Annotated in this window: 14 protein-coding genes; 12 read left to right on the plus strand and 2 right to left on the minus strand. The window is 42.1% G+C overall.

From position 1 onward, the window contains the following. The first annotated feature begins 27 nt into the window (after positions 1-27). The 5 genes from GKC25_RS05270 to GKC25_RS05290 all read left to right on the plus strand — a co-directional run bounded on the left by GKC25_RS05270 (position 28) and on the right by GKC25_RS05290 (position 6,825). The gene (locus GKC25_RS05270; RefSeq protein WP_066031043.1) at positions 28-1,089 is read left to right on the plus strand and encodes a carbamoyl phosphate synthase small subunit; all 1,062 of its coding nucleotides are present in this window, start codon (positions 28-30) and stop codon (positions 1,087-1,089) included. Continuing rightward, the gene (locus tag GKC25_RS05275; protein ID WP_060595991.1) at positions 1,082-4,162 is read left to right on the plus strand and encodes a carbamoyl phosphate synthase large subunit; all 3,081 of its coding nucleotides are present in this window, start codon (positions 1,082-1,084) and stop codon (positions 4,160-4,162) included. The genes GKC25_RS05270 and GKC25_RS05275 overlap by 8 nt, the downstream gene beginning before the upstream one ends. Beyond that, on the plus strand, positions 4,159-5,109 hold the full coding sequence (gene argF, locus GKC25_RS05280; protein WP_034663317.1) for an ornithine carbamoyltransferase: 951 nt from the start codon (positions 4,159-4,161) through the stop codon (positions 5,107-5,109). Before GKC25_RS05275 ends, argF begins: the two co-directional genes overlap by 4 nt. Before the next feature lie 102 nt (positions 5,110-5,211). Beyond that, the gene (locus GKC25_RS05285) at positions 5,212-5,391 is read left to right on the plus strand and encodes a YjzC family protein (protein ID WP_034663316.1); all 180 of its coding nucleotides are present in this window, start codon (positions 5,212-5,214) and stop codon (positions 5,389-5,391) included. 168 nt (positions 5,392-5,559) lie between these two features. Continuing rightward, the gene (locus GKC25_RS05290) at positions 5,560-6,825 is read left to right on the plus strand and encodes an MFS transporter (protein ID WP_034663308.1); all 1,266 of its coding nucleotides are present in this window, start codon (positions 5,560-5,562) and stop codon (positions 6,823-6,825) included. Positions 6,826-6,943: 118 nt separating this feature from the next. Here the strand turns inward: GKC25_RS05290 and GKC25_RS05295 are convergent, their stop codons facing one another. Beyond that, the gene (locus GKC25_RS05295) at positions 6,944-7,138 is read right to left on the minus strand and encodes a YjzD family protein (protein ID WP_003211779.1); all 195 of its coding nucleotides are present in this window, start codon (positions 7,136-7,138) and stop codon (positions 6,944-6,946) included. A 211-nt stretch (positions 7,139-7,349) separates the two neighbouring features. Between GKC25_RS05295 and GKC25_RS05300 the strand changes: the two genes are divergently transcribed. The 4 genes from GKC25_RS05300 to GKC25_RS05315 all read left to right on the plus strand — a co-directional run bounded on the left by GKC25_RS05300 (position 7,350) and on the right by GKC25_RS05315 (position 10,002). Then, positions 7,350-8,090: a hypothetical protein gene (locus GKC25_RS05300; RefSeq protein ID WP_034663305.1), complete on the plus strand. Its 741-nt coding sequence runs from the start codon at positions 7,350-7,352 to the stop codon at positions 8,088-8,090. A 75-nt stretch (positions 8,091-8,165) separates the two neighbouring features. Further along, a complete protein-coding gene (locus GKC25_RS05305; protein ID WP_034663302.1) occupies positions 8,166-8,741 on the plus strand; it encodes a hypothetical protein in 576 nt (191 codons plus the stop codon). A gap of 90 nt (positions 8,742-8,831) precedes the next feature. Continuing rightward, positions 8,832-9,794, plus strand: a complete 963-nt coding sequence (locus tag GKC25_RS05310) for a BMP family ABC transporter substrate-binding protein (RefSeq protein ID WP_034663299.1) — start codon at positions 8,832-8,834, stop codon at positions 9,792-9,794. A gap of 10 nt (positions 9,795-9,804) precedes the next feature. Further along, on the plus strand, positions 9,805-10,002 hold the full coding sequence (locus GKC25_RS05315; RefSeq protein ID WP_003211983.1) for a ComZ family protein: 198 nt from the start codon (positions 9,805-9,807) through the stop codon (positions 10,000-10,002). A gap of 9 nt (positions 10,003-10,011) precedes the next feature. Here the strand turns inward: GKC25_RS05315 and GKC25_RS05320 are convergent, their stop codons facing one another. Beyond that, a complete protein-coding gene (locus GKC25_RS05320; protein ID WP_034663296.1) occupies positions 10,012-10,245 on the minus strand; it encodes a hypothetical protein in 234 nt (77 codons plus the stop codon). Between the two features lie 169 nt (positions 10,246-10,414). On the opposite strand from GKC25_RS05320, the gene GKC25_RS05325 reads away from it, so the two are divergent. From GKC25_RS05325 to GKC25_RS05335, 3 genes are all read left to right on the plus strand, one after another. After that, complete coding sequence (locus tag GKC25_RS05325) at positions 10,415-11,353, plus strand: beta-ketoacyl-ACP synthase III (RefSeq protein ID WP_012009552.1); 939 nt, start codon at positions 10,415-10,417, stop codon at positions 11,351-11,353. A gap of 21 nt (positions 11,354-11,374) precedes the next feature. Further along, the gene (fabF, locus tag GKC25_RS05330; protein ID WP_034663293.1) at positions 11,375-12,616 is read left to right on the plus strand and encodes a beta-ketoacyl-ACP synthase II; all 1,242 of its coding nucleotides are present in this window, start codon (positions 11,375-11,377) and stop codon (positions 12,614-12,616) included. Between the two features lie 77 nt (positions 12,617-12,693). Continuing rightward, positions 12,694-13,488, plus strand: coding sequence for a DUF2268 domain-containing protein (locus GKC25_RS05335; protein WP_034663290.1), 795 nt, complete (start codon positions 12,694-12,696; stop codon positions 13,486-13,488). Positions 13,489-13,594 lie beyond the last annotated feature (106 nt).

Consider the following 13,594-nt stretch of genomic DNA (forward strand, 5'->3'; position numbering starts at 1 on the left):
AATTATTCAATTTGGGGTGACACAAGCATGAAAGGTTATTTAAATTTAGAAGATGGAGCCTCTTTTGAAGGAGATCTGACAGGAGAAGCTGGCATGACAGGTGAAGTGGTTTTCTTTACAGGGATGACAGGTTACCAAGAGGTGCTCACAGATCCTTCCTATAAGGGACAAATCATTGTTTTCACATATCCACTCATCGGAAATTACGGCATTAATCATGAAGACTTTGAGAGCAAAAAACCACAAGTGAAAGCTGTTGTTGTGTATGAAGCAGCTGATCATTTCTCTCATCATCTTGCAGCGGTTAGCTTAAAAGATTATTTACAGAAGTGGAACATTCCGCTTCTGACGCATACAGATACACGTGCAGTCGTGCAAAACATCCGGGCAAATGGGACGATGAACGCTGTGATCAGTGTAGACGAAAACGAAACACCGCCGGCCATGAAACAAGACAATGTGGTCGCACAGGTGACAGAGGACGAGATCTACACACAAGGCAGCGGCGAGGAACATGTAGCGCTCATTGATTTTGGCTTTAAAAAATCAATTGCAGATTCGCTTGAAGCGCGCGGCTGTAAAGTAACCGTCATTCCGTACAAACAGCTGGAAAAGGTGTTTGAGATCAAGCCAGATGCGATTCTGCTGTCAAATGGACCTGGTGATCCCAAAACAATGAAGCCATATTTAAAAACCATTCATGACATCATGATGACCTTCCCGACACTTGGAATCTGCTTAGGTCATCAATTAATCGCTCTCGCACTTGGCGGGGATACGTATAAGCTTCCATTTGGCCACCGCGGGGCGAATCACCCTGTACAAGATACAGAATCCAAACGTGTTTTCATGACAAGTCAGAACCACAGCTATGTGGTGAATGAAAAAAGCATGAATGACAAAGAAGTGGACGTGAAATTCCTTCATGTCAATGATGGATCTGTAGAAGGTTTCATTCATAAAGAGAAGCTAATTATGTCAGTTCAATTTCATCCAGAAGCACACCCAGGTCCTGCTGAAAGTGAATGGGTATTCGATGATTTTATTGAGAAAGTGAAACAAGCAAGGAGAGAAGTTGCACATGCCTAAAGATCAAAGCATACAAACCATTCTAGTCATCGGGTCTGGTCCAATCATCATTGGTCAGGCAGCAGAATTTGATTACTCAGGAACACAAGGATGTATGGCCTTAAAAGAAGAGGGCTACAAAGTCATTTTAGTGAATAACAACCCAGCAACCATTATGACAGACGAATCATTTGCTGATGAAATCTATTTTGAACCGCTTTCAGTTGATTCAGTGACAAGAATCATCGAAAAGGAAAAACCAGATGGTCTTTTAGCCAACCTTGGCGGACAGACCGCTTTAAACCTTGCTGTCGAGCTAGAAAAAGCCGGTGTGCTGAAGAAGCATGGGGTAACCCTGCTCGGAACGTCAGTTGAAACAATTGAAAACGGTGAAGATCGAGAGAAATTCCGTGCTCTCATGAAGCAGTTGAACGAACCTGTGCCAGATAGTGAGATTGTGGATAATGCGAAAGATGCCCTTCAATTTGCAAAAGAAGTAGGCTTCCCAGTCATCCTAAGACCAGCATACACACTTGGCGGAAAGGGCGGCGGAATTGCCTTAACAGAAGAAGCGTTTAAACCGCTCATTGAAGGAGCCCTTTTAGCGAGCCCGATTCATCAGTGTTTAGTTGAAAAAAGCATCGCTGGCTTTAAAGAAGTCGAATATGAGGTCATGAGAGACCGTCAAAATACGTGTATTACGGTTTGTAATATGGAAAATATCGATCCAGTTGGTGTGCATACAGGAGACTCGATTGTCGTTGCACCTTCCCAAACATTAACAGACCAGGATTATCAAATGCTTCGTTCAGCGAGCCTGAAAATCATTTCAGCACTGGATGTAGTCGGCGGATGCAACATCCAATTCGCCCTTGATCCACTCAGTAAAGAATACTTTGTCATTGAGGTGAATCCACGGGTCAGCCGTTCATCTGCTCTTGCCTCAAAAGCAACAGGCTATCCAATTGCTAAAATGGCGGCAAAGCTTGCGGTAGGCTATACACTAGACGAACTCAAAAACCCGCTCACAGGCACAACTTATGCTAGTTTCGAGCCGGCACTCGATTATGTCGTCGTGAAATTCCCACGCTGGCCGTTTGATAAATTTAAACAGGCAGATCGTCAATTAGGAACAAAAATGAAGGCGACTGGCGAAGTCATGGCGATTGACCGTAATTTAGAGTCAGCCATTCAAAAAGCCGTCGCCTCCCTTGAAATCAAAACAAAGGGCTTCCACCTGCCAGAATTGAAAGACCAATCGACTGAACAACTATTTGAACTGATCAAAACACCAGACGATCGACGTTTCTTCGCTGTCATGGAGCTTCTTTCAAGACAAGAAACGGTCGAAACGATTCATCAAGCGACGAAAATTGATCTATTCTTCTTACATGTGTTCAAGAATATGATCATTCTCGAACAGGAATTGAAGAACCATGAGGGAACGCTCTCAAAAGACACCTTGAAAAAGGTAAAGGAAAAGGGCTTCCTTGATGAAACGATTGCTCTTCTTACAGGCCACAGTGAAGAGGCCATTAGACAGCTTCGTCAAGAATATGACATTACGGCTTCATTTAAAATTGTCGACACATGTGCGGCAGAATTTGATGCAAAAACGAACTACTTCTATTCCACATACTTTGGCAAAAGTGATGGAGAGCATCAGGAGAAAACAAAGCAGCGTGCACTCATCATTGGCTCTGGTCCGATTCGAATTGGGCAGGGAGTCGAGTTTGACTATAGTGCAGTTCATGGCGTTCTTACCCTGCAAAAGCTTGGCTTTGAAACCATCATGATGAACAACAATCCAGAGACGGTCAGTACGGATTATGAGATCGCAGATCGTTTATATTTTGAACCCATTACATTAGAGCACATCTTAAACGTTGTCGAAGCAGAAAAAATTGATTTCGTCATCGTCCAATTTGGCGGACAGACTGCCATCAATGTAGCAGAAGGCTTAGAAAAAGCCGGCGTCACGTTGTTAGGTACATCCTTTGACACGCTAGATGCGCTCGAAGATCGTGATTTGTTCTATCAGCTTCTTGATGAACTGAATCTTCCTCATGCAGAAGGAAATACGGCTGACTCAAAAGAAGAAGCACTCGCACATGCCAGAATCATTGGTTACCCTGTGTTAATTCGCCCATCGTATGTCATTGGCGGAATGGGGATGATCGTTGTCCAGTCAGAAGCACATTTGACATCATTGCTTGATCAGCCAGATCATTTGCCGTACCCGATCTTAATTGATGAGTATGTCACTGGAAAAGAAGTTGAAGTGGATCTGATTTCTGACGGAAAAACGACCTTCATTCCAACGATCGTGGAGCATATAGAGAAAGCGGGCGTCCACTCAGGTGACAGCTTTGCCATTTTACCAAGTGTCTCCATCAGCGAAGACATCAAACAGCAGGTGCATACTGCGTCCGAACAAATAGCGAAGAAATTAGCGTTTAAGGGCATTATGAATATCCAATTTGTGATCAAAGGGGATCAGGCGCTTGTACTAGAGGTAAATCCGCGGGCAAGCCGGACGGTTCCAGTCGTCAGCAAAGTAATGGGCATTGACATGATTCCGCTTGCGACTCAATTATTAGCGGGTGCGACGCTTGAAGAACTGAACCCTGCAACGAAAAACAAAGGGGGAACAGCGGTCAAATTCCCAGTCTTCTCATCACATGCCATTCAAGATATTGACTTAAAGCTGACACCTGAAATGAAAGCGACAGGAGAAGGAATGTGTGTAGGCAAGAACGCCGAAAGCGCCTTGAAAAAAGTGTTTGCGTCAATCTGGCATCAGAAAGGCAGCCTCTTTATAAAAGGCAGTGAACAATTGGTAGATAAAGCGAAACATGCAGGCTTTGACGTCTGGACGGACAGCTTTGAAACTTGGCTGCAAAACGAAGATAAGTCGCTTCATATCCATTTAGGGGAAGATGAAGAGGCAAAAGAGCAGCGTGTAAAAGCACTCACACATGGCGTCCAAGTTCTAACCGAAGATGAAACAGCTCAAGCATTCCTGCAAGGAAAAAATGGAGATGTATCACCAGTATCGCTCAAAGAATTATATAAAAAGGAAGTGACGGCATGAGTCAAGTCGACGTGCAACCGGCATTATACGGAAAAGACTTTTTATCGTTAAAAGATTTCTCAATCAATGACATTGCTTATTTAATTGAAAAAGCGGAAGAAATGAAACAAAATCCCTATCAGGATTTATTCAAAGGGAAAACGTTAGCGATGATCTTTGAAAAATCGTCAACTAGAACTCGTGTATCGTTTGAAGCGGGAATGACGCAGCTAGGAGGACATGCGCTCTTCCTCAGCTCAAATGATTTGCAAATTGGCAGAGGAGAAACGATCAGTGATACTGCACAAGTGCTGTCTGGCTATGTGGATGGCATTATGATTCGGACCTTTGAACATGAGAAGGTCGAGGAGCTAGCACAATACGCGTCTATTCCTGTCATCAATGGACTGACTGACTACTCCCATCCATGTCAGGCACTTGCTGATTTATTGACAATCAAAGAAGTAAAAGGAACATTAAAAGGAATCAAAGTAGCCTATATTGGTGACGGAAATAACGTGGCTCACTCCTTGATGGTTGGCTGTGCGCAGCTAGGCTGTGACATTGCTGTTGCATCACCAGAAGGCTATGAACCGCTCCAAGAAGTAACAGACACGGCACGTGAGTTTGCAAAACAATCAGGCGCAGAAGTCATCGTTACGACAGACCCTGTCGCTGCTGTCCAAGATGCAGATGTCATTTATTCCGATGTGTTTACAAGCATGGGGCAGGAAGCAGAAACAGAGAAACGCCTTGCTGAATTTAAAGAATATCAAGTCAATGACGAACTAATGAGTTATGCAGCAAAGGATTATATTTTCCTTCATTGTCTCCCGGCACACCGCGGAGAAGAAGTGACAGCGGACATTATTGACGGGCCGCACTCAAAAGTTTTTCAGCAGGCAGAAAACCGTTTGCATGTACAAAAAGCGTTAATCAAAGAGCTCATGTATCAACAAACCAATTAAATGAAAAGTGTCCCTGACTCGTAGGAGCAGGGACTTTTTGCATAAAGGATTGGAGAGGCAAGTGACGGGACATAATAACATCATCGAGAAAGGAGGATGGGAATGGGTCAGAAGCATCAATTTAAATCAGGGAATAAAGCACCGAATAATGGTGTGTATATCGAGATCGGTGAAACCGGCAGTATGGTGAAAGATCCTTTAAAGATTAAGCTTCAAGCAGGCGACGTCTTTCCGGATAACTCGAACCATAATCGTGTTTGGACCTATCAAAGAAAGCCATAAGCAATTGACTAAGAGTCAGAAGGAATAAGTCTTTAGAGGCATGTGTCATGCCTCTTTTTTCTTTATAATAAAAATCAATTAAGTTCCAATTTTCAAAAAATAGTATGAAAAATAGAGAATTCAAGGTAAAATATGTAATTGGAATATATTGTTGAAAGGATTTGTGTGATGGAAAAGACGAATCTCAGTGAAAGTGTTTGGAATAAACGCTTCACCTCATTATTCATATCAAGACTGATTAAAAACACAGGAGAAAGTTTTGCTTTTACATCCGTCCTTTGGCTATTGATTTTGAGAGGGGATGGAGCACTCGGTACAGGACTTCTCCTAGCAGTAACCGTTCTTCCTTCATCTTTGTTAGCCCCAATACTAGGACCTCTTATGAAAAAGCACCATTTGTCTAAATGGATGTTCGCTTCAGACGTCGTTCGAGCAACAATTGTACTCATTATTCCGCTTCTGCATTTTTCACATCTATTGCCTTTATGGTTATTGATCTCATTAATGGTTATTCAATCGGCAACAGGTGCAGCATATAATCCAGCCTCTGTGGCCATTTTACCGCAGATTGTTCCGAAGCATCTGATTCAAAAAGCAAATGCCATCCTGCAATCTTCTTTTGAGATTGTCGCACTTGCAGCAGTCATGGTGGCTGGTCTCTTGGTCAAATTAATCGGACCTGCAGATACCCTGCTCATCACCACTGCCTTATTCATCATATCCGGCCTGTTTATTATCGGCGTCAAACTAAAGAAAACCGATGAAGAAAAAGCAGCAGGCATTAAACAAGCAAAGAATACATATTTGTATAACTTAAAAAGAGGTTTTCTCGTCGTCAAAAATCATCACATTTTATTTGCACTGACGCTGTATTGTATTTTAATGAATGTCGCCGCAGCACCGTGGCAGGCACTATCTGCTGTATACGTAGCAGAAGCACTGCAAAGCGATTCCATGGTGTATTCCATTTTAAGAGGTGTTGCCGCAGTCGGCGCGTTTATGATGGGCTTTGCTCTAGCGAAAGTGAAAATTAAGAGATTTGGTTTGTTCTTTATTGTCGCTGGTATGATTGAAGGAGCTGCGTTCTTTATCACAGGGATGAGTACATGGCTGCCGGTCGTTCTACTTGCATCCTTTATATTCGGTGCCGCCGTTAGTGCGATCAATGTACCGGAAATGGTCATTATTCAAACGTCTGTCGACCAAGACGATCAGCCGCAAGTATACGCCGTGATCAATGCTTCATCAAATGTTTTTCTCCCGCTTGCAGCTGTCGTATCAGGTGTTCTGGCAGAAAGGTTTGGAGCAGGACCTGTCATTGCTGGCGGTGGGGTCCTTGAAATTTTATCTGGTATCGCGATCTTCCTGTTTACAGGGCTTGCGAAAAGCCATTTGACAGCAGACAAACAGAAGTCCGAAACCGTCGAGGTGTAATCGATAAAAAAACCCCCTGTGGCTGCAGGGGGTTTTAGCGTACCGCTTTTCAATCAAAAAGAAAAAGAGCTAAAATCAACATCATTTTAGCTCTTCCTCAGCAATCAAGTCTTACGTATTAAGAGTGTTTTGTTGAACTTTCCGTTTCTTTCATTGGACTTACTTCAGCAAAGATGAATAAAATAACCGTAAACACCACTGCAAGAATAGAAGTCAAAGTAAAGTCATAAGCAGCGCCATTCATCGAGGCAACGATGTAGCCAGCCATATGTGTCAGCAGAAAAGTCCAAATGAGGGTGATAATATAATGCATAATCCCACCGTCCTTTATGTAACAATCTATTGATTATCATACCATAGATACGAGTGAGGGGAAAAGACTGTTTTAGCCTTTATGTGACCATTTTGAGACCTTCTGCTATAAAAATAAAAAGAATTCTTCTCTCTTTAGGGGATTTCCTTATTCCTACAAGAGTTGTTGTTCATATCATAGAAAGCAGAATCACTGAAAGGAGGCTGGCCATATGGGTGTAAGCGAACGGTTTTTCCAGCTTGGTTCCCAGTGGAACGTCATTCACCTTCCTCAAAAACCAAATGGCTTTGGCATTCTTATCCTCGGTGACCGAAATCACTTTGTGCAGGAAAATACATCATTCTGGCTTCAGCACTATGGAAGAAACCAGCTTTTAACTGCCTTAAAGGATGAAGGATATACATTGTTTAATAGTCATCTTCATGGGAATCACTGGGGATGCGAAGATGCTGTTTTTAGTGCAAAGCAGCTCGTTCATCACACATTAAAACAAGAAATATTAAACCGGGAAATTCATGTGCTGGCAGAGGGGATGGGCGCACTCGTTGCCATGAGCCTTGCTGAAGAGATGCCAGAAGTGCTAAGGTCCATTGCGCTCGTGAATCCATGTCTGCATCTCTATGCACAACGAGAAAGAGAAAAGGAACACAAATTCTTTTATAAACAGATGATCAAAGAATTAGCGAAGAGCTACGGCTGCTCTGAAAAGGAAGCGGAAACGTACCCGCTCCCTGCTTGCCCTGTTCATTCTGCTCATGTACCGATTCACATATGGCAAAGACTAAACGGCGCACCGTATGCATATGAACTGCATGCAAAGCCTTTTATAGATCAGCATATGAAGAATCCAGAGCATTGTCAGATCGATCTCACCTTGCATATGTTTGATCATCCGAGAAGAATCTTTCAATCCATTCACAAGTTTTATAAATCGCATGAAAGAGAATTGTGATGAATAGGATGATAACAGCCCTTCATGGAAAGGGCTCTTCTTTTTATTCGATAAGCTAAAAAAGGGGACATGAACATGGAAACAGGACTGATCATAGGAGCAGATGAATTTTTTGGTCTAGCGCTGTGTGAATATATGATGAAAGAGGGCATTCAAGTGGATATCACATGTCCTCATGATCATACAGAAGAGCAAAAGATGTTATTAGAAGAGCGAATGATGTGGCTCGGCAGAAATGATCTCTTCCGTGTCATTGACCTTCAGGATGGAAAAGACACGTATGACCTCATCTTTATTCAATCAGAGGAATCAGATAAACGACACAAAGACATGAAAGCGAAACATGGCATGTACCGGGTTCTTTACGAAAAACCCGAAGACGAATCGTCCAATCAGAATGTGCCGGCTGTTATTCTCCCTCGCATGTTCGGACCATGGGCACTTAATAAAGAAAGAACTAAGCGTGATGAAGCATTTTTTGTAGAAGATGTGGTAAGGGATTTGTTCAAGTGGGCATCGGGCACTGAACAAAGACAGGAAATGATATATGAATTGAAGGTAGAAAGACAAACGGATGACAAACAAGCAGAAGAAATGATGGTAGAATGGAAAAGACAAAACTCAACATTTTTCGACAAAAAGCAAGAATGATCTTCCATCTTATCTTTTTTCAGTATAAAATAAACCTATATTTAACATACAGGTTCATGCCTGCATGTGGCAAAGGGAGTTGAACATGGCATGAAGTATCAGCGGCTTGTCATGATCTTTTCGTTCCTTCTCCTATTATCTGCCTGCTCACAGGCACCTTTAAAAGGACAGATTGAGAAGGTGGGTTTACTCGTCCCCGATACAATTAATGATCAAGTTTGGGGAACGAAAGGTTATAAAGGCTTATTAAATATTCAATCAACATTTGGTGTAGATGTTTATTATAAGGAAGGAATGGTCGACAAAGAGAAAATCGTTGATGCCATTGAAGAATTTCACAAAAAAGGAGTCAATTTGATTATTGGCCATGGCAATGAATACAGCGAAATTTTCAACTTAATTAGTGAAGATTATCCGAAAACACAATTTATCACGGTAAATGGAAACAAGCCTCAGGCGGATAATGTCGCGAATGTGACGTTTAAAGGTGAAGCGATGGGCTTTTTCGGAGGCATGACAGCAGCACATATGTCAAAATCAAAAAAGATTGGTATTCTTGCTACATATGATTGGCAAAGCGAAGTAGATGGCTTTATCAAAGGTGCAAAATATCAAGATGAACATGTACAAGTGCTTGCCGAGTTTGTCGAAAACTGGGATGATGCTGACAAAGCCGTGGAGCTCTATCAAAAATTGAAAAAGCAGGGCGTAGATGTTGTATATCCAGCAGGCGATGGTTATAATATCCCTGTCATTGAACAAATCAAAGCCGATAATTTATCAGCGATCGGATATGTCACTGATCAATCCAACCTCGGCAGTCATACCGTCTTAACAAGCACAGTCCAGCATGTGGATAAAGCGTACACTATTATTGCGAAGAAATTTAATGAAGGCAAGCTAAACGAACAAGGTGACTACTCCTTTGATTTTAAAGAAGGAGTGATCGAAATGGGGAAATTTAGTTCCACCATTGACCGTGCTTTTGTGAAAGATATTGAAAGTGATATTGCGACTTACAAAAAAACTGGCAAACTGCCAAATGAAAAGTGAGGATACGACGATGCAGCACGAAAAATCGATGGAGTTTTTACAAATTGCCATGAAGTATTTTCCGCAGGCAAAAGAAGAATTAGATAAAGCGGGTATTCAGCTTGAGCCCGAAGCTCTTCAGCCGCTTTTATCATTGTTTACATCTGTCATGCAAGAGGCATATGAGCTGGGGAAAGCAGATGCAGAATCAGAAAAAGCCACAGAATAGTGGCTTTTTTTATGATAATTTTTTCTTGAAGGCACTAATCATAGGGCCAACATCTTTAAACACAGGCTTCAGTTCATCGATGGAGTTCATAATGTTCCCAATTTGATTCATGACATGCATGTAATCAATTGAGTCTTCACTTGGAGATGTCTCCTCACGTTCCTCCTTTGCTTCTGTCTTGCTTTTCTCCTTTTCAAGCGGCTGGCCAAACATCATAGCCGAAAAAATATCTTTTTGCGCCATATCACATGCTCCTTTCTACTATCGGTATATCAATAATCTATGAAAAAAGTGAGAGGAAAGGTTAGACGTTTGTATTGCCAAGGAGAAAAAAATAAGGTAAAATTAGTACCAGATACTAATATAAGATCACAATATTACATGCTCGTATGAGTAAAAGGAGTCTTATTCAATGAATGCTGGAATTATTGGCCTTGGCCGCTATATACCTGAAAAAGTGTTAACAAATCTTGATTTAGAAAAAATGGTTGAAACTTCTGACGAATGGATTCGTACTAGAACAGGTATAGAAGAAAGAAGAATTGCTTCTGATGATGTCAATACATCTCATATGGCGCTTGCTGCTGCAAAAAAAGCATTAGCTGACGCAGATGTGGCTGCAGAAGATATCGATATGATTCTTGTGGCGACAGTCACGCCAGATCAAGCATTTCCGACAGTCGCTTGTATGATTCAAGAGCAGCTCGGTGCACATAAAGCATGTGCAATGGATATTAGCGCTGCGTGTGCTGGCTTTATGTATGGGCTTGTTACTGGAAAACAATTTATTGAATCAGGTACGTTCAAGCACGTGCTCGTCGTTGGCGTTGAAAAGCTTTCTCGCATTACCGACTGGGATGACCGCAATACAGCTGTTCTGTTTGGAGATGGAGCAGGCGCTGCTGTGTTAGGAGAAGTCAGCGAAGGTAAAGGAATTCTCTCATTTGAGCTTGGAGCCGATGGAAGAGGCGGGAAGCACTTGTACTTAGATGAAAAAGATCATACAATCATGAATGGACGAGAAGTATTTAAATTTGCTGTAAGACAAATGGGCGAGTCAAGCGTAAACGTCATCGAAAAAGCTGGACTATCAAAAGAAGACGTTGACTTCTTGATTCCGCATCAAGCAAATATTCGCATTATGGAAGCAGCCCGCGAACGCCTAGAGCTGCCAGTTGAAAAAATGTCGAAGACAGTCCATAAATATGGAAACACATCAGCAGCATCTATTCCAATTTCACTATGTGAAGAAATCGAAGCCGGAAAAATTCATGACGGCGATGTGATTGTAATGGTTGGTTTTGGTGGCGGATTAACGTGGGGCGCAATCGCTATGCGATGGGGCCGATAAAAGAGTGAGGTGCACAAATTAATGGATAAAAAACGAGTAGTTGTTACAGGATTAGGTGCTTTGACACCTCTTGGCAACGATGTAGAGTCAACATGGAAAAATGCTGTAGCAGGTGTATCAGGAGTTGGACCAATCACACGTGTCGATTCAAGTGAATATACCGCAAAAGTAGCAGCAGAACTAAAAGATTTTAACATTGAAGATTACATGGAGAAAAAAGAAGCGCGAAAAATGGCACGCTTCACGCAATATGCAGTCGTTGCTGCTCAAAAGGCGCTAGAAGATTCACGTCTTGAAATCACAGATGAAATCGCACCGCGTGTTGGTGTATGGGTTGGGTCTGGTATTGGCGGACTTGAAACATTTGAAGAGCAGTTTGAAGTGTATTCAAATAAAGGGGCAAGACGCGTAAGCCCATTCTTCGTTCCAATGATGATTCCAGATATGGCAACAGGCCAAATTTCAATTGCACTTGGCGCAAAAGGGGTTAACTCTTGTACAGTGACAGCATGTGCAACAGGGACAAACTCAATTGGTGATGCATTTAAAGTCATTCAGCGCGGAGATGCAGATGCGATGATCACAGGCGGAACAGAAGCGCCGTTAACAAAAATGTCGTTTGCAGGTTTCTGTGCGAACAAAGCCCTTTCGACAAATCCTGATCCAGAGACAGCAAGCCGTCCATTTGACAAAAACCGTGACGGATTTGTTATGGGTGAGGGTGCAGGGATTATTGTTCTTGAAGAACTCGAGCATGCGTTAAAACGCGGGGCGACGATTTATGCAGAAATTGTTGGATATGGTTCAACTGGAGATGCGTATCATATTACAGCACCGGCTCCAAACGGAGAAGGCGGCGTCCGCGCAATGAAAGAAGCGATTCGAGATGCTGGTTTGTCTGTGGAAGAAATTGATTATATCAATGCCCACGGAACAAGCACACCTTACAATGATAAATTTGAAACAATGGCCATTAAAGAAGTGTTCGGAGAGCATGCGAATCAGCTTGCAATCAGTTCGACAAAATCAATGACAGGTCACTTACTTGGCGCAGCAGGCGGAGTAGAAGCTATTTTCTCTGTTCTTGCGATTAAAGACAGCGTCATTCCTCCAACCATTAACCTTGAAACACCGGATGAAGAATGTGATCTTGATTATGTGGCAAATGAAGCACGTTCAAAAGAAGTACAAGTGGCTCTAAGTAACTCACTTGGCTTTGGCGGACATAATGCGACAATTATCTTTAAAAAATACGAAGCGTAATATTTCCTAAGAAGGCGGCGATCTATAAACAGATCGCCGCTTTTTTGCATATGATGAAAATGGAGGTGTTTAGCGGTATGGGTCTAGTCAATACACAATATCTCATTCATCAATCATCATCATTTCAGGAGCTGGCATCGCGCTTTATTCCTTATTTTAAAGGGGCAGAGGAAAAAGAATGGTCCTCTATTCTCTCCCACCTGCAGCATCACGGAATGATTCGGTCTTTTAGATCATGCAAAGACATGATCGACAAGCTCAAAGAAAAAGGGTACTTCCAGCTCGTCATGAAAGAATACCAAACGCTGCAAAAGCAGTGGAAAGGCCCTGACATTCCTGTCTTTATTTTGCCAGTTAATGAGAGCAGCAAAGAAATTAGAGAACAATTTTATTATCAATCCGGCATGGCATTTGACGACAAGGTCTTTCTCTTTTTGTCGCCAAATACTCCGAAAGAACGTATCGGTACATTGCTGACTCATGAATATCACCATGTATGCAGGTTGCATTTTCTCACGAAAGAAGAAAAAGATTTTACATTCCTTGATACAATCATGATGGAGGGGCTCGCTGAATATGCTGTGTATCATAGATACGGAGAAAGCTATACAGCCAAATGGACCACTCTCTATGACGAAACGCAGCTTCAGCACTTGTATAAGAAATGGGTATCCAGTCATCTTGATCAAAAAGTGCAGGACGACGAAAGACTGATACAGAACCTCCTTTATGGAAAAGGGAACTACCCCAAAATGCTTGGTTACGCCACCGGGTTTTATATCGTGAAAAAGTATTTCAGTGAGCACCGAATCAGCGAGGAGTCTATGATTGCAGAGCCGTCCGAAACTTTTTTAAAGGCGGTAGACTCATAAAGTGAATGATTAACATAAAAAGAGACATATTACAAATTTACTAAATTCTTCTTGATTTCGTCATAACAATGTAATAATATACAAATATAAATTTTGATAATTCTTT

The sequence above is a fragment of the Bacillus pumilus genome, assembly GCF_038738535.1.
Classification (GTDB): domain Bacteria; phylum Bacillota; class Bacilli; order Bacillales; family Bacillaceae; genus Bacillus.

Excerpts from the sequence above, each read along its gene's own strand:
- GKC25_RS05320 (WP_034663296.1), bottom strand. The coding sequence starts at position 10,245 with ATGGCGCAAAAAGATATTTTTTCGGCTATGATGTTTGGCCAGCCGCTT.
- GKC25_RS05300 (WP_034663305.1), top strand. The coding sequence starts at position 7,350 with ATGGGTGTAAGCGAACGGTTTTTCCAGCTTGGTTCCCAGTGGAACGTC.
- GKC25_RS05325 (WP_012009552.1), top strand. The coding sequence starts at position 10,415 with ATGAATGCTGGAATTATTGGCCTTGGCCGCTATATACCTGAAAAAGTG.
- GKC25_RS05290 (WP_034663308.1), top strand. The coding sequence starts at position 5,560 with ATGGAAAAGACGAATCTCAGTGAAAGTGTTTGGAATAAACGCTTCACC.
- GKC25_RS05310 (WP_034663299.1), top strand. The coding sequence starts at position 8,832 with ATGAAGTATCAGCGGCTTGTCATGATCTTTTCGTTCCTTCTCCTATTA.
- GKC25_RS05295 (WP_003211779.1), bottom strand. The coding sequence starts at position 7,138 with ATGCATTATATTATCACCCTCATTTGGACTTTTCTGCTGACACATATG.
- GKC25_RS05285 (WP_034663316.1), top strand. The coding sequence starts at position 5,212 with ATGGGTCAGAAGCATCAATTTAAATCAGGGAATAAAGCACCGAATAAT.
- argF (WP_034663317.1), top strand. The coding sequence starts at position 4,159 with ATGAGTCAAGTCGACGTGCAACCGGCATTATACGGAAAAGACTTTTTA.
- GKC25_RS05335 (WP_034663290.1), top strand. The coding sequence starts at position 12,694 with ATGGGTCTAGTCAATACACAATATCTCATTCATCAATCATCATCATTT.
- GKC25_RS05270 (WP_066031043.1), top strand. The coding sequence starts at position 28 with ATGAAAGGTTATTTAAATTTAGAAGATGGAGCCTCTTTTGAAGGAGAT.
- GKC25_RS05305 (WP_034663302.1), top strand. The coding sequence starts at position 8,166 with ATGGAAACAGGACTGATCATAGGAGCAGATGAATTTTTTGGTCTAGCG.
- GKC25_RS05315 (WP_003211983.1), top strand. The coding sequence starts at position 9,805 with ATGCAGCACGAAAAATCGATGGAGTTTTTACAAATTGCCATGAAGTAT.
- fabF (WP_034663293.1), top strand. The coding sequence starts at position 11,375 with ATGGATAAAAAACGAGTAGTTGTTACAGGATTAGGTGCTTTGACACCT.
- GKC25_RS05275 (WP_060595991.1), top strand. The coding sequence starts at position 1,082 with ATGCCTAAAGATCAAAGCATACAAACCATTCTAGTCATCGGGTCTGGT.